General features: G+C 70.6%; 19 protein-coding genes. 15 read left to right on the plus strand and 4 right to left on the minus strand.

Going from position 1 to position 20928, the window contains the following annotated elements; genetic code table 11:
* Positions 1–123 precede the first annotated feature (123 nt).
* The gene (locus ABD784_RS11450; RefSeq protein ID WP_344884558.1) at positions 124–879 is read left to right on the plus strand and encodes a DUF2637 domain-containing protein; all 756 of its coding nucleotides are present in this window, start codon (positions 124–126) and stop codon (positions 877–879) included.
* Between the two features lie 118 nt (positions 880–997).
* Positions 998–1771 (plus strand): maleylpyruvate isomerase family mycothiol-dependent enzyme, encoded by a 774-nt coding sequence (locus ABD784_RS11455; protein WP_344884561.1) that lies wholly within the window; start codon positions 998–1000, stop codon positions 1769–1771.
* A gap of 21 nt (positions 1772–1792) precedes the next feature.
* On the opposite strand, the gene ABD784_RS11460 is transcribed toward ABD784_RS11455, so the two are convergent.
* On the minus strand, positions 1793–2914 hold the full coding sequence (locus tag ABD784_RS11460) for a Fic family protein (RefSeq protein ID WP_344884564.1): 1122 nt from the start codon (positions 2912–2914) through the stop codon (positions 1793–1795).
* Positions 2915–3456: 542 nt separating this feature from the next.
* Between ABD784_RS11460 and ABD784_RS11465 the strand changes: the two genes are divergently transcribed.
* From ABD784_RS11465 to ABD784_RS11495, 7 genes are all read left to right on the plus strand, one after another.
* Positions 3457–3627 (plus strand): hypothetical protein, encoded by a 171-nt coding sequence (locus ABD784_RS11465; RefSeq protein WP_344884567.1) that lies wholly within the window; start codon positions 3457–3459, stop codon positions 3625–3627.
* A gap of 157 nt (positions 3628–3784) precedes the next feature.
* The gene (locus tag ABD784_RS11470) at positions 3785–4180 is read left to right on the plus strand and encodes a hypothetical protein (RefSeq protein WP_344884570.1); all 396 of its coding nucleotides are present in this window, start codon (positions 3785–3787) and stop codon (positions 4178–4180) included.
* A 30-nt stretch (positions 4181–4210) separates the two neighbouring features.
* A complete protein-coding gene (locus ABD784_RS11475) occupies positions 4211–4870 on the plus strand; it encodes a hypothetical protein (protein ID WP_344884573.1) in 660 nt (219 codons plus the stop codon).
* Positions 4871–5204: 334 nt separating this feature from the next.
* Positions 5205–5570 carry a phage holin family protein gene (locus ABD784_RS11480; protein ID WP_344884576.1) on the plus strand — a complete coding sequence of 122 codons (366 nt, stop codon included), beginning with the start codon at positions 5205–5207 and terminating at the stop codon, positions 5568–5570.
* Positions 5557–6003, plus strand: a complete 447-nt coding sequence (locus tag ABD784_RS11485) for a DUF3618 domain-containing protein (RefSeq protein ID WP_344884579.1) — start codon at positions 5557–5559, stop codon at positions 6001–6003. The genes ABD784_RS11480 and ABD784_RS11485 overlap by 14 nt, the downstream gene beginning before the upstream one ends.
* Positions 6004–6075: 72 nt before the next feature.
* Entirely contained in the window at positions 6076–6369 is a 294-nt protein-coding gene (locus ABD784_RS11490; RefSeq protein WP_344884581.1) for a DUF4235 domain-containing protein, read from the plus strand.
* 139 nt (positions 6370–6508) lie between these two features.
* Complete coding sequence (locus ABD784_RS11495) at positions 6509–7738, plus strand: YihY/virulence factor BrkB family protein (RefSeq protein ID WP_344884584.1); 1230 nt, start codon at positions 6509–6511, stop codon at positions 7736–7738.
* A gap of 188 nt (positions 7739–7926) precedes the next feature.
* Here the strand turns inward: ABD784_RS11495 and galE are convergent, their stop codons facing one another.
* Positions 7927–8940, minus strand: coding sequence for a UDP-glucose 4-epimerase GalE (gene galE / locus ABD784_RS11500; protein ID WP_344884587.1), 1014 nt, complete (start codon positions 8938–8940; stop codon positions 7927–7929).
* A 78-nt stretch (positions 8941–9018) separates the two neighbouring features.
* Positions 9019–9807, minus strand: coding sequence for a DeoR/GlpR family DNA-binding transcription regulator (locus tag ABD784_RS11505; RefSeq protein ID WP_344884590.1), 789 nt, complete (start codon positions 9805–9807; stop codon positions 9019–9021).
* A gap of 277 nt (positions 9808–10084) precedes the next feature.
* Here ABD784_RS11505 and ABD784_RS11510 point away from each other — a divergent pair, with 277 nt between their 5' ends.
* The 6 genes from ABD784_RS11510 (at position 10085) to ABD784_RS11535 (ending at position 19171) form a co-directional block, all read left to right on the plus strand.
* Positions 10085–13288 (plus strand): glycoside hydrolase family 2 TIM barrel-domain containing protein, encoded by a 3204-nt coding sequence (locus ABD784_RS11510; protein ID WP_344884593.1) that lies wholly within the window; start codon positions 10085–10087, stop codon positions 13286–13288.
* 38 nt (positions 13289–13326) lie between these two features.
* Complete coding sequence (gene galT / locus ABD784_RS11515) at positions 13327–14535, plus strand: galactose-1-phosphate uridylyltransferase (RefSeq protein WP_344884595.1); 1209 nt, start codon at positions 13327–13329, stop codon at positions 14533–14535.
* A 48-nt stretch (positions 14536–14583) separates the two neighbouring features.
* The gene (gene galK / locus ABD784_RS11520; protein ID WP_344884598.1) at positions 14584–15924 is read left to right on the plus strand and encodes a galactokinase; all 1341 of its coding nucleotides are present in this window, start codon (positions 14584–14586) and stop codon (positions 15922–15924) included.
* Positions 15925–16136: 212 nt separating this feature from the next.
* Positions 16137–17408 (plus strand): SGNH/GDSL hydrolase family protein, encoded by a 1272-nt coding sequence (locus ABD784_RS11525; RefSeq protein ID WP_344884601.1) that lies wholly within the window; start codon positions 16137–16139, stop codon positions 17406–17408.
* A gap of 101 nt (positions 17409–17509) precedes the next feature.
* Complete coding sequence (locus ABD784_RS11530; RefSeq protein WP_344884603.1) at positions 17510–18109, plus strand: LysE family translocator; 600 nt, start codon at positions 17510–17512, stop codon at positions 18107–18109.
* A 117-nt stretch (positions 18110–18226) separates the two neighbouring features.
* The gene (locus tag ABD784_RS11535) at positions 18227–19171 is read left to right on the plus strand and encodes an aminoacyl-tRNA hydrolase (RefSeq protein ID WP_344884605.1); all 945 of its coding nucleotides are present in this window, start codon (positions 18227–18229) and stop codon (positions 19169–19171) included.
* Positions 19172–19299: 128 nt separating this feature from the next.
* Here ABD784_RS11535 and ABD784_RS11540 read toward each other — a convergent pair whose 3' ends face one another.
* Complete coding sequence (locus ABD784_RS11540; RefSeq protein ID WP_344884608.1) at positions 19300–20595, minus strand: alpha/beta hydrolase; 1296 nt, start codon at positions 20593–20595, stop codon at positions 19300–19302.
* Between the last annotated feature and the right edge of the window lie 333 nt (positions 20596–20928).

Genomic DNA, 20928 nt, shown 5'->3' on the forward strand with positions numbered 1-20928 from the left:
GGTCCTTGCGCCCTGTACCCGGCGGCCGCCGAAGCTGGCCCCGAACGCGGATAGGATTCACGGGGGCCGTTCGGCCCGGCCGGACCACCGGCCATCCCGTACTCCCAGGAGACACGCCGCCGCATGCAGACCATCAAGATCCCCAATGAGCCGCACAAGGCAGTTCTCTGGACTGCCGTCGGAGCCACGGTCGTCATCGCCGTCGGCGCCTTCATCCTCTCCTTCGCAGCGCTGACCGATCTGGCGCAGCGCTCCGGCATCGAGGCGCACCTCGCCTGGATCTGGCCCATCATCGTGGACGGCATGATCGTGGCCGCCACGGTGGCGATCGTGGCGCTCAACGGGCACGAGCGCCGCGCGATGATCTACCCGTGGTCGCTCCTGTTCTTCGGCGCGATCGTCTCCACGGCCGCGAACTCCGTGCACGCGATCCTCACGGTCGAGAGCACGCAGTCCGGCATCCCGCCGGTGGTCTCCGCGCTGGTCGCGGCCATGCCGCCGGTGGTGCTGCTCGCCATCACCCACCTGACGGTGCACATGTACCAGAAGCGGGCCGAGGCAGCGGAGCGGCGGGCCCACGAGCAGGCCCGACTGGATGCGGAGCAGGCCGACCTCGACGCCGAGCGCGCAGCGCACCAGGCCGAACTCGAGGCCGCCGCCGAGGCCAAGTACCGGGCGCTCTACGAGGCGCAGTACCAGCGCTTCACCGCCGAGCAGCGCGAGGCCGGGTGGACTCCCGAGGAGGAGATGGACCCGGGACTGGCCGCCGCCGAGGGGCTGGAGCCCGCCGTCGAGACCGGCCCCGGCAACGCGCCGCTCTACGACGACACGTGGGAGCGCATCGCGCCCGGGACCCCGGCCCCGCGCCCGCGCGACTGAGGCTCCCGCGCGACTGAGGCACAGGCCCGGCACGGCCGTCGTCGTACCCGCGCGGTTGCCCGTCTCACTCGTGTGCCATGCTGAGGTCACTGCGACAGCCGACCGAAGGGCACCGATCATGAGCGAGACGACCTACCGCACCGCCGACGTGGACGTCCTGCGCGAGCTGGCCGGCGTCGACGAGGCCGCCGCCTACTTCCACGCCCGCCTGAACGAGCTGCGGGACTCCCAGTTCGCCGGCGCCTCGCTGCTGCCCGGGTGGACGCGCGCGCACGTCGTCGCCCACGTCGGCTACAACGCCTACGCCCTGTCCCGGCTCATGACCTGGGCCGAGACCGGCGTCGAGACGCCCATGTACGCCTCCGCCGAGGCACGCGACGCCGACATCGAGGCCGGCGCCGCGCTCGAGCCCGGTTCCCTGCACTTCCTCTACGAGGACTCCCACCAGGAGCTCGCCGAGCACTGGCAGCGGATGGACGACGCCGCCTGGGACGCCCGCGTCCAGACGAGGCAGGGCGCCGAGATCGCCGCGTCCACCAGCGTGTGGATGCGCGCCCGCGAGCTCTGGCTCCACGCGATCGACCTGAACAGCGGCGCCGGTTTCGGAGACGTGCCCGAGGCCGTGCTGACGCGCCTGCTGCGCAATGTCGAGGCGGCGTGGTCCGCCCGCGAGGAGGCCCGCGGGCTGCGGCTGCACCCCGCGGGCTCGCCGGCGGAAGAGGAGGAGTACGACGGCGAGGCCGGGCCGGGTGCCGGCGTCACCGTGGTGACGGGCCAGCTGCCGGACCTCGCCGCCTGGGCCACCGGGCGGGCGGAGCCCCTGGACCGCCTGCAGTTCGCGGGCGACGGCTGGAACGGCGGCGCCCCGGCGCCGGCGCCGCACTGGCTGTAGGGGCTCGTGGGTGAGTCAGGATCAGAAGAGTTGATTTTGACGAGATTCCTCCGCGTCCGTCTCGTCGGCCGTGAGCAGTTCCATAAACTGCCAGTTGATGAACAGCTTCTCCCGACCCACTTGCATGTCGATCAGGACTCCGTCATCGACGAGAGACCGGAGCCACTTAGTAGCGGTGGGCCGCGAGACATGGCACCGGTCCATCACATTCGAGATTCGGCAGTACGGCTGTTCGAACAGGACGTCTATGAGTGCCATGTGCGCGCCTGGGATGGACGTTCCGATGCGATTCTTGAGCGCCGTCTGTAAATCGCTGATTCGTTCTATCTTGCTCAGTGTTGATCCGGAGGTCATTCGTACGGCGTCGAGCATGTACTCGACCCACGGGACCCACGCACCCTCAGCGGTCACTGCCAGCAGGGCGTCGTAGTAGTCGTTCTTGCGGGCGATAATGTATTTGGAGAGGTACAACACCGGCTGACTGAGCAGCCCGTCGGACATGAGCATGAGGACATTCAGGATTCTCCCCGTCCTCCCATTGCCATCGTCGAATGGGTGTATCGCTTCGAATTGGTAGTGCGCCAAGGCCATTCGAATCAACGGGTCGAGGCCTTCGCCGGAGTTCGCAAATTTCTCCCACTCGCCTAGCTTCTTGTCGATGACTGCACGACCGGAGGGAGGCGTGTAGACAGCCTTTCTGGTGGCTGGATTTCCGATAAATGTGCCGTCGCTGGACCGAAGGTCCATCGTGTGTTGCTTGATTCGAGAGCAGACCTCTCGAGCCGTGTTCGACGTGATGACACCTCGTGACTTCACCATGTCGACCCCTTCCATCAGGGCCGTGCGGTAGTTGAGCGCTTCTCGCGTAGCGGGATCGGCCGACGGTTCGTCGTCCGCATGGCGGAAGAGGGCGTCGGCGGTCGTGACGATGTTCTCTACCTCTGAACTTGCCTGCGCTTCAAGTAGAGGGATCGCGTTCAGCAGGACCTGCGGATTGGTCATGGACCCAGTCGCTTGGCTGAGGGCAGCCAGCGATGCACGCGCTTCGATGGCGAGTTTGAGGACGGGCTTGGTCTCCACATCCACGGGGGGCGGGAGTGGCGGGAGGTCGTTGTATGCGGTGTCCGCGCGCCATGAAGTCATGCAAAGAAGCTAGCAACATCCGTGAGACATGTAAAAAAATGTCCTGATTTTTTCAATGTCCTAAGGATCCCGCAAAATCCTTGGCATGATCCGATGACCCGAGCGTGGCCGTACTCCGCTACCCGGGCCCTCGTCAAATGGAGGTGGCATCGTCTCCATCTGCTCAATCACCAGCTTGATGGCCAAGCCTTCTGTCAGCTGCCGCCGTTCAGCTGCTGGTGGAGGCGATGGCGGCCGACCCCGCCGGCCGCGGATCTAAAATGTGGGTCCCCTTCCGTAGCTTGAACGTGCAACCTCTTCCCGGTTGCACCGCGACGAATCGTCGGTCCAGAGGGGCCGTCGCTTCCCGCCGCGGAGGGAAGTCCACGTCTTCGGGCTGAACTTCCCGTCTCACAGCCGCCGGCGGCCCGGCTGGAGCTGAACGCGTGCCATGCCGACAGCTCCAGGTCCGCCGGCTTCCGGTGGGGAGCGCATTTAGCTTGGGGGGCGCTCCCCACCGGTCTTCCCATCCCGCACCCCAGGCCTCTCACTAGGAGGCCCCCGTGGTTTCGTCTACCGAATTCCCACAGCCGCAGCAGTACTCCGCGGCTATGCAGAAGTCCTTCATCGCTACCTGGTTGCTCTCGCTCCTACTCGGGCACCGCTCCCTCTTCGCAGGACCGTCGGTCCTCTCCATCCAGGCCGACGGCGCGTGGACCCTCGCGGTCCGGTAGTCGTTTCCATCAATCACACAGAAAGTTGGGGGACATGAGCAATGAAACACGCGCACAGGGCGCGACCGGCGCCGGACTCGTAAGTGGGTCGGACCGGGAGGCGACTCAGGGACCGGGGCACGCCCCGCCCCAGGCGGCGCGGAAGCGCGATTGGGGCATGTTCAGTCTCGGCGCCATCCCCGGGCTGGTCGTCGGTGTACTGATCGGCGTTGGGCTCGCCGCCGGAGCGAGCGATGAGTCCACCGCCGGTATAGAGACGGCACTGGAGGACTGCAGCCTCACGGCTGAGACGTCGGGCGTCTATGTGCTGGACGACGGGCAGGCACTCGAGCTCGACGGCAGTGGAGAAGGGGTCCTCTCCGGAGGCCTCGACACCGACGATCAGGTCTGCGTCCTCGATGGATTAGGCATGCCGGAGTCCGGGTACTCGCGGATGTCCTCGACGAGGGCACTCGACGGGACGCAGACCATCAGCTGGGACGCCTTCCGTGCGTCCTGGACCTATCACCCCGACGACGGACTCGACATCATCGTCGAACCCGCCGACGGCTGACCATCGCTCGATCGAATTTCAGGGGGAGACATGAACAAGCAGGAGAATCCGCAGGTGACGGAAGGCCATCTCGACGAGGAGGAAACCACGACCGCGGGCGGTCGACCGCCGCAGCGGCGGGGATCCGGGAGGGTCGTCGTCGGGCTGGTGCTGGCCGCCGCGCTGTTCGGCGGTGGGTTCGCCGCTGGGTCAGCCGGGGCGGATCCGACGGAATCGGACGAGTATCGAGCCATGGTGTCTCAGCGCGATGGCTTCTCGGCGGAGGTCAGCACCCTCGAGGGCCGGGTGAAGTCTCTCGAATCGGAGGCGGCGGCCCTGGAGGATGCGACCTCGGAACGGGAAGCCGCGGTCGAGGCGCGTAGCGCAGAGCTCGACGGTCGCGAGGCGGCGCTGGACGAGCGGGAGACCGGGCTTGAGGAGCGGGAGGCCGCCGTCACCACAGCTGAGGAGGAGAAAGCGGCGAACACCGTCGGTGAGGGGACCTGGGTGGTCGGGGTCGACATCGCTGCCGGCACCTATCGCTCGGATGACAACGTCGGCAGCGACTGCTACTGGGGAATCTATCGCTCGAGTACCAATGGGGACGACATCCTCGAGAACGACATTCCCGGTGGTGGCCGGCCGATGGTGACCCTCTCCGAGGGGCAGGACTTCCAGACGCGCCGCTGCGGGAGCTGGTCCAAGCAGTAGTCGCCGAACCCGCGCGGTCGTTGCGCCCGCAACGATACGGGGTCGGGTCGGCTGAGGCCGAGGGAGGACGTGGTGGGGGACGCTGCGCCCTCCCTCGGCCCGCGCCTGAGCCCAGGGCTCCCATGGACTGACGTATTTTCCACGGAGTTCACAGCGTCTATCGATTGAAACCCCATCGCCTCCACGAGAGTCTGGGCCTACGTTCCCCGGGAGGAATCCCGGGCTGACAGCTTCATTTCTACTGACCGCGGCGGCTGGACCGCCTGTCGAAGAAGTAAAGGGGAGCGCGATGACCCAACCACAGAGGCCTGCGGAGCCCTCGACTCCGGAACTGATGACGCAACTCTCGGAGCAGACGTCCCGCCTGGTCCGGGACGAGCTGAAACTCGCACGTGCCGAACTGACGGCCAAGACCAAGCAGGGTGGGATGGGAGCCGGCTACTTCGGCGCCGGCGGCATCCTCGCCTGGTTCGGGTTCGCGGCGCTCGTGACCACCGCCATCCTCGCCCTCGCACTCGTTCTGCCTGCCTGGGGCGCGGCCCTGATCGTCACCGTGGTCCTCTTCGTGGCCGCCGGAGTGGCCGCCCTGCTGGGCAAGAAGAAGTTCGAGAACCTCACGCCCACGCCGGAGAGGACCAAGGACAACGTCCACCGCGACGTCGAAGAGGTAAAGGAGCACAGCCGCCATGACCACGCCTGACCCCACCACTTCCCGCGCCACTGATCCCACAGTCGCCGCAACCGCCAACGGCCCCGCCGGGTCGGTGCCCCCGGCGTCGACGTCCGCGGCGTCTGTGCCCCCGGCGTCGACCTCCCGCCCGGAGCCGGATCAGGACGCAACGCCCGAGGAGATCGAGGCGGATATCGAGCGCACCCGGCAGGAGGTCGGGGAGACCGTCGAGGCCCTCTCCCGCAAGCTGGACGTGAAATCGCGCGCGCGGCACCAGATGGACGAGACCAAGGAGCGCGTGACCGAGCAGGTCGACGACGCACGGCACCAGGCCCGCGTGTACGCCGAGCAGGCCAAGGAGCGCCTCACGGACGAGCGCGGCAAGCCGAACAGGGACGGCTGGATCGCCCTCGCTGCGGCAGCCGCCGTCGTCATCCTCCTGATCCGCAGCGCCCGGCGCTGACCGTTCGCGGCACATCGGGGCCCCGACCCTGACGACGACGCCGGCGACCACCCGTCGAGAAAGGACGCACAGATGGCCACCCAGAAGCACTCCAGCACATCAGCCAAGATCCTCTACCGTCCGTTCGGACTCATCAGCGGCATCGTCAGCGGTGCGCTCGCGGGCGTGGTGTTCAAGCAGGTCTGGAAGCGGGTCTCCGACGGCAAGGACGAAGCGCCGACCGCCCTCCAGTCCGAGTACGGCCTCCGCGAGATCCTCCTGGCAGTGACCATCCAGGGAGCGATCTTCGCGCTCGTGAAAGCGCTCGTCGATCGCGGCGGCGCCCGGACGTTCGAGCGGCTGACCGGCGAGTGGCCGGGCGACTGACCCGCGCGGCGGGTCGGCGCCGTGGGACGCCAACCGGCTGAGCCCACACCGCGTGCACGGACCACCCCGCATGGACCTGTGCGAACCGAGACCACCCCGATCGAGCCCTGGAGAAGAGCCCTGGAGAAAGGCACCTGCGATGTCGGACCGACCCCGAGGCCAAGCGCACCCCGAACCCGCGCCCACCGATCCCGCGGACGCGCCACCGCCGGATGACCACCGGAAGCCCGACTCGCCCCGAGACATCACCAAGGCCTCCTGGGCGTTCATCCTCAAGTCGACGCTGCGCGAGTTCTCCGCCGACGGCTGCATGGATCTGGCCGCCAGCCTCACCTACCGCACCGTTCTGTCGATCTTCCCGGCGCTGATCGCCCTGGTCTCGATCCTGAGCCTCGTCGGCCAGAGCGGGAACACGGTCACCCGGTTCCTCGATCAGGCGGAGGGCATGGTCCCGGCGAGCTCATGGAGCACGGTCCGCCCCGCCCTCGAATCCATCCTCACGGCGCCGGCGCCCGGCATCGGCCTCATCATCGGTCTGCTGGCCGCGCTGTGGACCGCCTCCAGCTATGTGAAGGCCTTCGGCCGCGCGATGAACAGGATCTACGACGTGCCGGAGGGGCGGGGCTTCATCAAGGTCAACCTCCAGCTGTACCTGCTGACCGCGCTCATCCTGGTGCTCGCGGCCGTCGCCCTGACCGTCCTCGTCGTCTCGGGCCCGATCGCAGAGGCCGTCGGCAACGCGGTCGGGCTCGGCGCGGTCGCCATCACGGTCTGGAACATCGCCAAGTGGTTCGTGCTGGCGTTCATCGTCGTGTTCGTCATCGCGCTCCTGTACTACGCGACCCCGAACGTGAAGCAGCCCAAATTCCGGTGGATGAGCACCGGGGCGGTCGTCGCCATCGTGGTCGCGCTGCTGGCCACCGCGGGCTTCTTCTTCTACGTCGTGAACTTCGGCAGCTACAACGCGACCTACGGTGCGCTGGCCGGCGTGGTCATCATGCTGCTGTGGATCTGGATCGTGAATGCCGTCCTGCTCTTCGGCGCGGAGCTGGACAGCGAGATGGAGCGGGGCCGCGAGCTGCAGGCCGGGCTGCCCGCGGAGGAGGAGCTGCAGCTCCCGGCGCGCGACACCAAGGCCAGTGACAAGAAGGCCCGGAAGTACCGCGAGCACGTGGAACGGGCCCGGAACCTGCGCCGGACCAACGGCCGGACCCAGAAGGACCCGACCCACGACGAGCGGACCGACGACCACCGGGCGCAGCGCGACCGGGCGTCCGACGGTGGTTCCGCCCCAGACGAGCGGACGCGGAATGAGGACCGCGACGGCCGGAACGGACGCGACCGCTCCGGAGCCCACCGGGCCGAGTAAGCCCGCTGGACCCCGGATGACTGGACCCTAGATGACTGGACCCCGGAGGAGGAGGAGTACGACGCCGGTGCCCGCCGACGTCGTACTCCTCGCCGGTGCGGCGGGGCCGGCTGAGCGGTCGGCCAACTCGAGCTGACCGGCCAGCTCGAGCAAACGGAACTCGACGGCCCCGACCGGGCCGGCCTCCGTCAGCCGGCGTAGCCGTTCGGGTTGTTCTCCTGCCAGCGCCAGTGGTCGCGGCACATCTCGTCGATGCTGCGGGTGACGGACCATTCCAGGTCGGCCTTGGCGCGCGAGGCATCCGCCCAGAACGCCGGCAGGTCCCCGGGTCGCCGGGGCGCGAACTCGTACGGCAGTTCGCGGCCCACGGCCTTCTCGAACGCGTGCAGCATCTCCAGGACGGAGGTGCCCGACCCGCCGCCGAGGTTCCACCGATGGGTTCCGGGGTGCCCGGCGATGTACTCGAGGGCCGCCACGTGGCCCTCGGCCAGATCCACCACGTGGATGTAGTCGCGCAGGCAGGTCCCGTCCGGGGTGTCGTAGTCGTCGCCGAAGATCTGCAGCCTCTCCCTCCGGCCCACAGCCACCTGGGCGATGAACGGGACCAGGTTGTTCGGGATGCCCTGCGGATCCTCGCCGATGCGTCCCGACGGGTGGGCCCCCACCGGGTTGAAGTAGCGCAGCAGGGCCACGCGCCACTCGGGGTCGGCGGCCGCGACGTCGGACAGGATGTCCTCCACCTGCTCCTTGGTCCGCCCGTACGGGTTCATGGCGCCGATCTCCATGTGCTCCATGTAGGGGTACGGGTTGTGCTCGCCGTAGACCGTCGCCGACGAGCTGAAGACGATGCTCCGGATGCCGCTGCGCTGCATGACGCGCAGCAGGGAGATGGTCCCGGCGGTGTTGTTGTAGTAGTAGTCCAGCGGGATCCGCGTGGACTCGCCGACGGCCTTGAGCCCGGCGAAGTGGATCACGGACTCCGGATGATGGCGTGCGAAGACGTCCTCCAGGGCGGACTCGTCCGTCAGGTCCACGACCTCCAGGTCGGCGGTCCGGCCGGCGAGTTCGCCCACCCGCCGGAGGGCCTCGGGCGAGGAGTTGTAGAGGTTGTCGACCACGATGACGTCGTGGCCGGCCTCCAGCAGGGCGAGCACGGTGTGCGAGCCGATGTAGCCGGTGCCACCGGTGACGAGAATGCGCATGGGTACAGCCTTCCAGAAGTCGTGAGGGTGCTGGTCCGGGTCTAGCGGCGGGGTCTAGCGGCGGGGCCGAGCGGCGGGTCAGTCCGCCACGATCACGTCCGTGATCGATTCGCCGAGCTGCTCGAGAGCGATCGGGGGCAACTGGTCGTCGGTGACGTAGAGATCGGCGGCCTCCAGCGGGGCGATCACGCTCAAGCCGGTCACGCCCCATTTGGCATGGTCCGCCACCACGGCGGTGCGCGCGGCGGACGCGAGGAACGCCTGGCAGACCTGCGCCTCGAGGAGGTTCGGCGTGCTGAAGCCGCGGTCCGCCCGCACCCCGTGCACGCCCATGAAGAACAGGTCCACGTTCAGCTGCGCCAGGGCGCCGAGCGCCAGCGGCCCCACCAGCGCGTCCGACGGCGTGCGCACCCCGCCCGTGAGCAGCACGGTCTGCGTCGGGCCCCCGGCCGACTCGGCCGCGTAGAAGACGTCGGCCACGCGCGGCGAGTTGGTCACCACGGTGAGGCCGTCGACGTCGATCAGCTGGCGGGCGAGCGCGAACGTCGTGGTGCCCGACGTCAGGCCCACCGTCATGCCCGGCGAGACGAGGCGGGCGGCCCGGCGCGCGATCGCCTCCTTCTCCGCGGACTGGAGGCTGAGCTTGCGCGAGAATCCGGGCTCATCGCTCGCCGCGGAGTGCTGCCGCGTGGCGCCGCCGTGGACCTTGACCAGCTCGCCGGCGGCCTCCAGCGTGCTGAGGTCCCGGCGGACGGTCATCTCGGAGATGCCCAGTTGCGCGGCGAGGTCCGTCACGCGGACCTGCCCGTGGAGCCTCAACTCGTCGAGGATGTGCTGGTGCCGCTGCTGGGGGAGGAGCTCGGCCATGGTCCGTCCGTTCTGTGCCGGAAGTGTGACAGGCCTCGCATCGCAGGAGGCCGTGGTGTAAGTTTACGGTAGAAAATGTGCGGATGTGAGCGATTTCGGGCGGCCAGTCCGGCGGAAGACCAGTCCGGCGGAAGACCGGACCCGCACGTCCGCACGTCCTCGCGGCCGCCGGCCGCCGGCCGTCAGCGGTCAGCCGCAAACCGGCGCGCGTCGTCCGGAGCCCGCACAGCCGTCCCGAAGCACCCGCACAGCAGTCCCGTAGCAGCAGGAGAGTCACGTGAACGAACGCCCCTACTTCCTCTCCACGTCCCCGGGGGAGGGCGCGCTCCCGGCGCGCGCGCACCTGGCGTCCGACCGGCCCGAGGCGACGCTCGACGGCCGGTGGGGCTTCCGCTACGCGCCCAGCGTGCTCGCCGCGGCCCCGGACCCGCAGGGCGACTCCTGGCCCGAGCACACCGCCGACTTCCCGGACACGGTCGCCGTTCCCGGCCATTGGGTCCTCGACGCGGAGAACGGCCCGCTGGTGCTCGGCGAGCGCAACCGGTGGGGCAGCCCGTGGTACACCAACGTGAACTACCCCTTCCCGCTGGACGCGCCGTTCGTGCCGGACGAGAACGGGACCGGCGACTACCTGCGCGACTTCACGCTGGAGGAGCTCGGCGCAGAGTTCGCGGCGTCGGTCCGCACCGGGGGCCGGGCGATCCTCCGCTTCGAGGGCGTCGAGTCGATCTTCAAGGTCTGGTTCAACGGCTTCGACCTCGGCCATGCCGCCGGCAGCCGCCTGACCCACGAGTTCGACCTCACCGACCACCTCCGCCAGGACCGCAACCGGCTCGTCGTCCGCGTGCACCAGTTCTCGGCGGCCAGCTACGTCGAGGACCAGGACCAGTGGTGGCTCCCGGGCATCTTCCGCTCCGTCACGCTCATCGCCCAGCCGGCCGGCGGACTGTGGGACGTGCGGAGCGTCGCCGAGTACGACGCCGGAGCCGGTCGCCTGACGCTCGAGGTGGACGCGGCGCGCGACGCGTTCCCGGTCACCGTGCGGATCCCCGAACTCGCCGTCGAGACGTCGCTCGGCCTCGAGACGTCGGCCGGGCTGGATGTCCCGGCCGGGCCGAGCACCCTCACCGAGCCGGACGCCGTGTCTGCACCCGAGGACCGCACGGCCACCGCGACCGTGACCACGGAGGCGACGATCGACGTCGGACCCGTCCAGGGCTGGACGGCCGAGACGCCGCGGCTCTACACGGTGGAAGTCGCCACGGCGAGCGAGACCGTCACGCTGCGCGCCGGATTCCGCACCGTCACGATCGAGGGCGGCGTGCTGAAGGTCAACGGCGCGCCGGTCCGGTTCAAGGGCGTGAACCGCCACGAGTTCCACCCCCGCACCGGCCGCGCCGTGACCCGCGAGTACACGCGCAGCGAGCTCGAGGTCATGAAGCGGCACGGCATCAACGCCGTCCGCACCAGCCACTACCCGCCGGACCACCACCTGCTGGAGCTCGCCGACGAGCTGGGCTTCTGGATCATCGACGAGTGCGACGTCGAGACCCACGGCTACTGCCTGGTCCTGTGGGAGGGCAACCCGTCCGACGACCCGCAGTGGCGCGAGACCTACCTGGACCGCGTCGAGCGGATGTGGCGGCGCGACGCCAACCACGCCAGCGTGGTCATGTTCTCCCTCGGCAACGAGGCGGGGACCGGGCAGAACCTGCAGGCCATGGCCGACTGGCTGCACGAGCACGACGCCACGCGGCCCGTCCACTACGAGGGCGACCACGATGCCCGCTACACCGACGTCTACTCGCGGATGTACGCGACGCCGACCGAGTCGCACGCCATCTGCCGCGGCGAGCCGATCCCCACCGCCACGCGGGAGGGGAGCGACCGGATCGCCCAGCAGCCGTACATCCTCTGCGAGTACGCGCACGCCATGGGCACCGGCCCCGGCGGGCTGAGCGACTACGAGGCCGTCTTCGACGCGCACGACCGCGCCGCCGGCGGATTCGTCTGGGAGTGGAAGGACCACGGATTCGACGCGCGGACGCCGGACGGACGATTCGTGCGGGCCTACGGCGGCGACTTCGCCGAGCCGATCCACGACGGCAACTTCGTGCTTGACGGGCTGGTCTTCGCCGACCTGACGCCCACGCCGGGCCTGGTCGAGTACCTCAAGGTGATCGAGCCCGTGCGCTTCGGGCTCGCCGGCTGCACGCTCACCGTGCGCAACCGCCAGGACTTCGTCGACACGTCTGCGTTCGAGTTCCGCGCCGTCTGGACGACGAGCGCCGGGGACGACGCCGTCGTCACCACCCTCGACGTGCCGGCGGTCGCGGCCCGCGCCGAGGCGACGGTCGAGCTCCCCCGCGAGCTGCAGTGCCACCTCCGCGGCGAGGACGAGGGCGACGGGGGAGTCCTCACGGTCTCCGCGCGCCTGCGGGCGGACACGTGGTGGGCCCCGGCCGGGCATGAGGTCGCCTGGGGCCAGTTCGAGGCCGGCGAGTCCCTCCGGCAGCTGCCGGACGGCGCCGTGGTGCCGAAGCCCGGCGCCGCCGACGCCGAGTTCGACGAGCACGGCCTGCTCCGCGCCCTCGGCGGCGCCCCGATCGCAGGTCCGGAGGTCGCCGCCTTCCGCGCGCCCACCGACAACGACCTGCTCTGCAGCGAACCGACCCGCGACATGCGCCCCGGCACCTACGGCGCCGTCGGCGTGGAGCAGCAGGCGCCCGAGGACTTCGACTGGAACACCTACGCCGGCACCGTGCCGTACGAGCCGTCCCCGATGGCCGAGGACTGGTACGCCCGGGGCCTCGACCGACTCCAGCGGCGGACCGTGAGCGTCAGCCCAGCCTCCGACGTCGAACCCGGGGCTCTCCGCGTGCTCCAGCGCTATGCCGCCGCCCAGGAGCGCGCCGGCATCTCGGCGGAGCTCGAGTGGAGCCGCGAACCGGACGGCTGGCTGCTGGACGCCGCCCTCACCGCCGATGACCTCGGAGCGCCGCTGCCGCTGCTCGGCCTCGAGTTCGTCCTGCCCGCGGCGTCGATCACCGACGCGTCGGACGTCGCGTGGTGCGGTGCCGGGCCCGGCGAGCACTACGCCGACATGGCCGCCTCCACTCGCCTCGGCGCCCACCGGCTTCCCGCCGGCGAGGTCCGCACGGACTACCCGAAGCCGCAGGCCAACGGCCGGCGCGGCCGCCTGCGCCAGCTCCAGCTCGCGCTCGCCGACGGGCGGCGGCTGCACGTCGACGTCGTCCGCGGCCCCGAGGACTCCGGGTTCACGCTGTCCCCGTGGAGCCAGCAGGAGCTCGCGTCCGCGACGCACCATGCGCTCCTGCCGGAGTCCAGCGGATGGCACCTGGTGATCGACGGCGGCTACCAGGGCATCGGCACCCGGTCCTGCGGCGTCGGCGTCACCGAGGAGGCCACGTTCGCCGCCCGTCGCATCGAACTGACCCTCCGGTTGCGCGTCACCGGATAGCGACCCCCTGCCTTCCGCCCGCACCGACAGGAGAGAACATGAGCCACCTGGACCCCCGCCCCCGGGGCGGCGCCGAGCCGCTCGCCACCACCATGGCCGACGGCCGCGAGCTGCTCTACTTCTACGACGCCGGCGCCGCCCCGGCGGAGGCCCCGGCCGCGGACGCGCGGGACCTGCCCGGCCGCCCGCCGTCGTCGGAGCTGCGGTACGACCCGCTCCTCGGCGAGTGGATCGCCTTCGCCGCCCACCGCCAGACCCGGACCCATCTGCCGCCGGCGGACCAGTGCCCGCTGTGCCCCACCACGGCCGCGAACCCCTCCGAGGTCCCGGCGGAGGACTACCACGTGGTGGTGTTCGAGAACCGCTTCCCCTCGCTGGGGCCCGAGCAGCACGCCCAGGTCCTCGGCACGCACCTGGGCAGCATCGATCCCGCCCACGGGCGGTGCGAGGTGGTCACGTTCGGCGCGGACCACGCGGCGTCGCTCAGCGGCATGGGCGTCGAGCGGGTCCGCACCGTCGTCGACGCCTGGACCCACCGGACGGGGGCGCTGCTGGCCATGGATGGGATCGAGCAGGTCTTCCCGTTCGAGAACCGCGGTGCCGAGATCGGCGTGACGCTCCATCACCCGCACGGGCAGATCTACGGCTACCCGTACGTCCCCGCCCGCGTGCAGGCGCAGCTCCGGCAGGTTCGCGAGCACCGCGTGCGCACCGGACGGAGCCTCTTCGCCGACGTGCTGGACTTCGAGCTGGAGCAGGGGTCGCGGATCGTCCACCGCGGCGAGCACTGGACGCTCTTTGTGCCCTTCGCCGCCCGGATGCCCGTGGAGGCGCACCTCATGCCCCACCGCCACGTGGGCGACCTGACGGAGCTGACCGATGCCGAGCGGGACGAGCTGGCGGCGGTCTACCACCGCCTGCTGCGCGGGGTCGACGCCCTCTACGAGTCGCCGACCCCGTACATCTCCGCCTGGTACCAGGCGCCCCGACGGGCGCGCGCCGACGGGCACAGCGCCGGGCACGACGACGGGCACAGCGACGGGCACGACGATGGGCACAGCGACGGGCACGACGACGGCCGGGACGACTACCGCCTGCACCTGCAGCTGACGAGCCCGCGCCGGGCCGAGAGCAAACTGAAGTACCTGGCTGGCTCGGAGGCGGCGATGGGGGCCTTCGTGGGCGATGTGATCCCCGAGGCGTCCGCCCAGGCCCTGCGCGATGCGATCGCCCGCGCCGAGGCCTGACCCGCCCGAGACCGCCCCTCTTCCCACGAGCCAAGGACACCCGAGCCCATGACCAGCCACCCCAAGGACAGCCACGCCGAGGGCAGCCACGCCAGGACCAGCCACTCCAGCGGCCCCTCCGACGCGGCGGACCTCATCGACCACTTCCGCGCCGTCTTCGGCGACGATCCCGACGGCGTCTGGGCGGCCCCCGGACGGGTGAACCTGATCGGGGAGCACACCGACTACAACGAGGGGTTCGTGCTCCCGTTCGCCATCGAGCACACCGCCCGGGTCGCCCTGCGGCGGACCGAGACCGGCGAGCTGCGGATCGCCGGCCGGCAGGAGGTCGCGGGGGCGGGCCTCGTCCGCGTCGACCTCGCGGCCCTGCGCGGGGGTCCGTCGCCGCGTGAGCTGGGCTCCGACGCCGCCGGGGCGGCCGCGACCGGTGCCGAGGACGCCGCGCCGGAGGTGCTCGGCGGGGATCTGCCCGGGTGGGCCCGCTACGTCGCCGGTGTCCTCTGGTCGCTGGGCCGGGAAGCCGGGGCGGCGGACGTCGGCCCGGGGTACGACGTCGTCCTCGACTCCAGCGTGCCGATCGGCGCCGGCCTGTCCTCCTCCGCCGCGATCGAATGCGCCGTCGGAGTGGCGGTGAACGACCTCGCCGGGCTCGGGCACGGACTCGACGAGCTGGTCCTGATCGCCCAGCGGGCCGAGAACGACTTCGTCGGCGCGCCGACCGGGATCCTGGACCAGTCCGCCTCCCTGCTGTCGCAGGACGGGCACGCCCTCTTCCTGGACTGCCGGACCCGCGAGTCGCGCGGCGTCCCGCTCGCGCTCGCCGAGGCCGGGCTCGAGATCCTCGCCATCGACACGCGCGTCAGCCACGCGCACGAGTCCGGCGGGTACGGACAGCTCCGGGACGCCTGCGAGCTCGGTGCCCGCGAGCTCGGCGTCCAGGCGCTCCGCGACGTGGAGGAGAGCGAGCTGCCCGCGGCGCGGGACCAGCTGTCCCCGGAGGTCTACGCCCGCGTCAAGCACATCGTGACCGAGAACCAGCGCGTGCTGGACGCCGTGCGGCTGCTGGACAGCGTGGACTTCCGGGCGGCCGGTGAGACGGAGCGCCGCGAGCTCGGCCGGCTCCTGACGGACAGCCACGCGTCGATGCGCGACGATTTCGGCAACTCCTGCCCGGAGCTGGACCTCGCCGTCGATACCGCGGTGGCAGCGGGGGCCTACGGGGCGCGCATGACCGGCGGTGGTTTCGGCGGCACGGCGATCGCCCTGGTCCGCGCGGCCGACGCCGAGCGCATCGGAGAGGCCGTGCGCGAGGCCTTCGGCCGGACGGGCTACGCGGCGCCGGAGGTCTTCGGGGTCCGACCGGCCGCGGGGGCACGCCGGCTGGTCTGAGCCCTACTCGTACCCGGCGCCGGGCCGGGTACGCGCCCGTGCTCGCACCTGGTGCCGCCCCGTGCTCGCCCCCGGTGCCGTCCCCGCGCTCGCCTCCGGAGGTGGGTCAGGTACGCGCCCGCTACGGGTCCGGGCGTCGGGATGCTTTGACGCGAACAGACAGCGGGCCGCTAGCCTGATCACGACGACTACGCGTAGAGAGGCATACCGCGATGAGCGACTCCGAGCCGAGCAGCACCGACCAGCCGAACAGTACCCAGCCGGGAGGCGCCGGGAGGCTGGGAACCATCGACCTGTCGCCTGACCTGCTTCATGGCGCCCAGGAGATCGAGCGCACCGAGCTGGGCCTGGTCCCGCACCGGCTGCCGTCGTGGGTCCGGTCGCGCGGCGCCGACGGCCAGCTGCTGATGGCCGAGAGCAGGCCCTCGGGAGTGCGGATCGCCTTCGACACCGACGCGACCGTCGTCGAACTCGTCCTGTTGCCCGGGCGGCTGGCCTACCGCGGTGGCCCCGCCCGACCGGACGGCGTCTACGACGTTGAGGTCGACGGCGAACTGACCTCCCGCTTCACCGCGCCTCAGGCCAACCAGATGTGGATCGACCTCCAGACCGGTGCCCAGTCGATGGAGACCGGCGAGCCGTCGACGCTGCGCATCGATCTCGCGGACGCCGGCGCCGGCGCCTCGGCCGGAGCGGCGGGAACGGCGGGAGCGACGAGCCCCGCTGGCATGCGCAGGGTCCAGATCTGGCTGTCTCACGTCGAGACCGTCGAGCTCCGTGCCCTCCGGGCCGACGGGGAGGTGCGGCCCGTGACGGCCGATGGCCCCGCCTGGGTCCACTACGGCAGCTCCATCAGCCAGGGATCCAACGCCGAGACGGCAGCCGGGATCTGGCCCGTGGTCGCCGCGCGACGCGCGGGGGTGGATCTCGCGAACCTCGGATTCGGCGGATCGGCCATGCTGGACCCCTTCATCGCGAGGATCATGCGCGACTCGCAGGCGGACCTGCTGAGCCTGAAGGTCGGCATCAACATCGTCGGCGCCGACGCCATGCGGCGCCGGGTGCTGGCCCCCGCCGTCCACGGCTTCATCGACACCATCCGGGACGGCCACCCGGAGACCCCGTTGCTGGTGATCTCACCGATCTACTGCGGCATCCACGAGGAGACCCCGGGTCCGGGCGCCTTCGATCCCGCGGCGTTCGCCGAGGGCCGGGCGAGCTTCATCGCCACCGGGGACCCGGCGGACCGGGCGGCGGGCCGCCTCGCGCTCGCCGACTTCCGCGAGGTACTCGCCGAGGTCGTCGAGGAGCGTGCGGCCGAGGACCCGAACCTCCACTACCTCGACGGGCGCGAACTCTACGGTCCGCAGGACGCCGAGCGCTGGCCACTGCCGGACCGCCTGCACCCCGATTCGGAGGCACATCGGGCGATGGGTGAACGGTTCGCCGAGCTGGCGCTGGAGCGTTTCCTGCCCCGGCGGTGAACCCGCGCCAGCGTGCGGCCCGTAGGATTCCGCTGTGCGTATCGAACAGGCGCTGCTGTCCTTCGCTGCGATCGCGGCACTCCTGACGATCATCCCCCGGAGTGGACACCGTGCTGGTTCTCCGGTCCGCCATCGGCCAAGGCCGTCGCTACGCCTTCGCCACAGCCGTCGGGATCAACACGGGCGCCATGACCTGGGGCGTCGCTGCGGCGATCGGTGCCTCCGCCCTCCTCGCGGCGTCCGAACTCGCCTACACGGCGCTGCGCATCGCCGGGGCGGCGTACGTGATCTGGCTCGGCGGGACGATGCTCTGGAGATCCTTCCGCGCCGCTGATCCGACGACGACGGCGGGTGCTCCCGACGGTGTCCGCGTCGCCGTGGCGACGGGGCGCCTGGACGGGGGCCTCGTGCTGGCGTGGGCCAAGGGGCTCGGGACGAATCTCCTGAACCCCAAGATCGGCGTCTTCTACATCGCGATGATCCCGCAGTTCATCCCGGAGGGCGTCTCGCCGTGGCTCATGGGCGTCGCGCTCGCAGCGGTGCACAATCTGCTCGGGCTGACCTGGTTCGCCCTGATCATCGCCGGGGCCCACACCGTCCGTGGCCGGCTGCAGCGGCCGCGTTACGTGCGGTTCGTCGATCGCCTCTGCGGGACCGCGCTCGTGGGATTCGGAGCGTCGCTGGCGTTGAAGTCCCGCTAGCCGAAGCCGCCGCGCGGAGGCCCGCAGGGCGGGCCGGGGGATGATCCCGCGGCCCTCGGAAGGCCCGCCGAGTCGCCGGCGTCGGTGCACGGCGGCCCGTCTGGGAAACTGGTGGGCGTGGCACTCTTCGAACGCGACGACCGCGAACTCATGCAGCAGATCGTTCTCCTCGTCGACAAGGATCGTCCCGCGCTCGAGTCGGAGGGTGTGGCCGCGGCGGCACTGGCGAGCGTGAACGCCTTCCTCGCCCAGCCCGATCTGCCTGAGTGGCGCCAATGGGCGGCCGGACACTTCGGCAAGTCGGTGCGCCGAGCCGACGCGCGGACCTTCCCGAAGATCGTTGCGGAGTTCGCCGATTCCCTCGGTGGGTTCGAGGGCGAGGCACGCCTCGACGAGCACGACGACGCATCCGTCGGCGGGGTAGCCATCGCGTTCGTTCCCGCGGCCAAGGAGGAACTGCCCAAGAAGGTCGCCAAGCTCCAGGTCTCGGGCACGGCACTGCCCCGGACACCCGAGGAGCGCAGGGAATGGCTGGCCGCCCGGGAGCCGGCGGAGACGGCGGAGCCCCGCTCAGCCGAAGGGTCTCTCCGGCCCGGCAGCGCAGCTCATCCAGCCCCGGAGGCGAGCACACCGGACAACGCCCCGCCGGCCGGAAGCAGCGCCGACGCGGTAGGTGCGTCGGCGTGGGCGCCGGTGGGCAGCATGGACACGACTGACAGCGACGACGAGACCGTCAGCCATGACAGGACCGCCAGCCGCGACGGGACCTGCGGCGGCGACACGACAGCCGTCGTCGTACTGGTCCTGAACGACGGGCTCGGCATGTCCACAGGTAAGGCCTCCGCGCAGGCGGCCCACGCCTTGTTCGCCTGGCTCCTGGAGGCAATCCGCCACGATCATCCGCGAGTCGACGCATGGTTGGCGGCCGGTCAGCCGCTCGACGTGCGCTGGGCCGACGCCGAGGACTTCGAGGCGCTCAAGCGGCAGGCCACGGGGCCGCTGATCCGCGACGCGGGCCGGACGGAGATCGAGCCGGGATCGGTCACCGCGTTCGTCGTCTGATTCCTGAGTTGGAGTACGCCGGCGTGGCCGGTGTCCGCCGTCATACGGTCGCCCGTGCCCGTGCCCGTGCCCGTGCCCGTGCCCGTGCCCGTGCCCGTGCCCGTGCTATGCCTGTGTCTTGTGCTTGCTTATCGCTCGGGGCCCAGCCCGAGGTCTTCGAGCCACTTCAGCGTGACCTTCGAGTAGAGCTGCGATCCCATCGGCGTCGCTTCGAACACATGGTCGGCGAAGGGCACCCGCACCAGGGTGGTGTCCACTCCCGCCCGGGCGGCAGTCGCCGCGAATTCGTAGACCGCGTGGGGCTGAACAGTGTGGTCGTTCTGGCCCTGCAGGATCAGGGTCGGAGGGGCCTGCGAGTTGATGTGCGTCGATGACTTCACGGCCCGGTACGTCTCCGGCCGTTCGGCCGGTGTGCCGCCGGTGTACCACTGGGTGAAACTGCGCCCGGGGCGGCTTCCGCTGGTCAGCGCATCTGCGTGGAGGGCGTACGGATCGACGGCCGGGAAGAGCACTGCCACGGCGTCGACCGTCGGGAAGCGGTCCGCTCCTGGGCAGTCCAGCCTGTCGGCATTGCCGCGGTAGGCGGTGTTGAGAGCCAGGTTGCCGCCTGCGCTGTCGCCCAGAGAGACGAACGTCGCGGGCGTCCCGCCATAGTCGGCGGCATGGGAGGCTGCCCAGGCCATGGCGCAACCGACCTGGGCCTCGGCGATGTCGGCGGTCGGATGATCCGGCGTGGCCAGCGTGTATTCGGCACTGATGACGAGCCAGCCCTCGTCCGCCATCGTGGCCTTCATCCCGGCCGAGTCATCTGCCGGCGCGCCCCCGATCCAACCTCCGCCATGGGTGAAGAAGGCGATCGGCGCCGGACCGGTTGACGGAGGAGTCGGCGCCCACACCGACACCTCGAGCGGTTCGCCTGCCGCAAGGCCGAAGCGCCCCGGATCGGCAGGGACGGTGCCGTACTGCTCGACGGCATCCGGAGCCCGGGGTGCGGCCGGTCGGGCGAGCGGGTTGACTAGTACTCCGTCGCCCAGGCCGGTGGCCGTGAAGCTGACCGTCACGATCACGCAGCCGACCAGGACCGCAGCGGCGAACGATGCAACGACGTGATGCCAGGGGCGGCGCTTCCGGGCTGCCCTCCTGCCGGTCAGTAAGAGCCAGGCGGCGAGGAGCAGGGCGGTCGCCAGCCCTGCCCAGGCGAACCAGCCCGAGAGCAGCGATCCGAGTTGGCCGATGACCGGCAGTTTCGGGACGAACGCGCCGAGGACGAGCAAGGCAATGGGCAGCAGGCCGAGGCAGATCACCGAGAGCGCTGGTCCGGTCACCAGGCGCGCGACGACCGATGAGCGCGGCTGATCGACCGTCGGACGTCGCCTGTCCGACGGGAGAGTCGTTCGCTGCAGCGAGGAGGCCGTTTCGGTCATGGGGCGGAGGACGTCCTTCTCCGCGCGTGTCGAATTTCCGTACCCGTTGGATCCGGATGCCGGCGCCCTTCCAGGCGTAGAGGACCCACGCTGCCTGGTTGCGTCGTCGTCCCGTTATCGGGGCTTAGGAGATCGGTCGCCACAGTTCCAGCCTAGGGCCCGCTCGGACGATTGCGAGCGGTCGCCTCATCCCAGCTTTCAGAAGGGGATGGGGTCGGGTTCGGTCGGTGGCGTGAGGTTCAGGGTCGTCTGGGCGGTGGTGTCGGGGTGGAAGTGGGTGTTGCGCATCAGCGGTCGTGTCGGGTCGACGGTGGCCGGGGGTCGCCAGAGGGG

The organism is Zhihengliuella alba, assembly GCF_039538765.1.
Classification (GTDB): Bacteria; Actinomycetota; Actinomycetes; order Actinomycetales; family Micrococcaceae; genus Zhihengliuella; species Zhihengliuella alba.

Excerpts from the sequence above, each read along its gene's own strand:
- ABD784_RS11450 (WP_344884558.1), top strand. The coding sequence starts at position 124 with ATGCAGACCATCAAGATCCCCAATGAGCCGCACAAGGCAGTTCTCTGG.
- ABD784_RS11455 (WP_344884561.1), top strand. The coding sequence starts at position 998 with ATGAGCGAGACGACCTACCGCACCGCCGACGTGGACGTCCTGCGCGAG.
- ABD784_RS11460 (WP_344884564.1), bottom strand. The coding sequence starts at position 2,914 with ATGACTTCATGGCGCGCGGACACCGCATACAACGACCTCCCGCCACTC.
- ABD784_RS11470 (WP_344884570.1), top strand. The coding sequence starts at position 3,785 with ATGTTCAGTCTCGGCGCCATCCCCGGGCTGGTCGTCGGTGTACTGATC.
- ABD784_RS11475 (WP_344884573.1), top strand. The coding sequence starts at position 4,211 with ATGAACAAGCAGGAGAATCCGCAGGTGACGGAAGGCCATCTCGACGAG.
- ABD784_RS11480 (WP_344884576.1), top strand. The coding sequence starts at position 5,205 with ATGACGCAACTCTCGGAGCAGACGTCCCGCCTGGTCCGGGACGAGCTG.
- ABD784_RS11485 (WP_344884579.1), top strand. The coding sequence starts at position 5,557 with ATGACCACGCCTGACCCCACCACTTCCCGCGCCACTGATCCCACAGTC.
- ABD784_RS11490 (WP_344884581.1), top strand. The coding sequence starts at position 6,076 with ATGGCCACCCAGAAGCACTCCAGCACATCAGCCAAGATCCTCTACCGT.
- ABD784_RS11495 (WP_344884584.1), top strand. The coding sequence starts at position 6,509 with ATGTCGGACCGACCCCGAGGCCAAGCGCACCCCGAACCCGCGCCCACC.
- galE (WP_344884587.1), bottom strand. The coding sequence starts at position 8,940 with ATGCGCATTCTCGTCACCGGTGGCACCGGCTACATCGGCTCGCACACC.
- ABD784_RS11505 (WP_344884590.1), bottom strand. The coding sequence starts at position 9,807 with ATGGCCGAGCTCCTCCCCCAGCAGCGGCACCAGCACATCCTCGACGAG.
- galT (WP_344884595.1), top strand. The coding sequence starts at position 13,327 with ATGAGCCACCTGGACCCCCGCCCCCGGGGCGGCGCCGAGCCGCTCGCC.
- galK (WP_344884598.1), top strand. The coding sequence starts at position 14,584 with ATGACCAGCCACCCCAAGGACAGCCACGCCGAGGGCAGCCACGCCAGG.
- ABD784_RS11525 (WP_344884601.1), top strand. The coding sequence starts at position 16,137 with ATGAGCGACTCCGAGCCGAGCAGCACCGACCAGCCGAACAGTACCCAG.
- ABD784_RS11540 (WP_344884608.1), bottom strand. The coding sequence starts at position 20,595 with ATGACCGAAACGGCCTCCTCGCTGCAGCGAACGACTCTCCCGTCGGAC.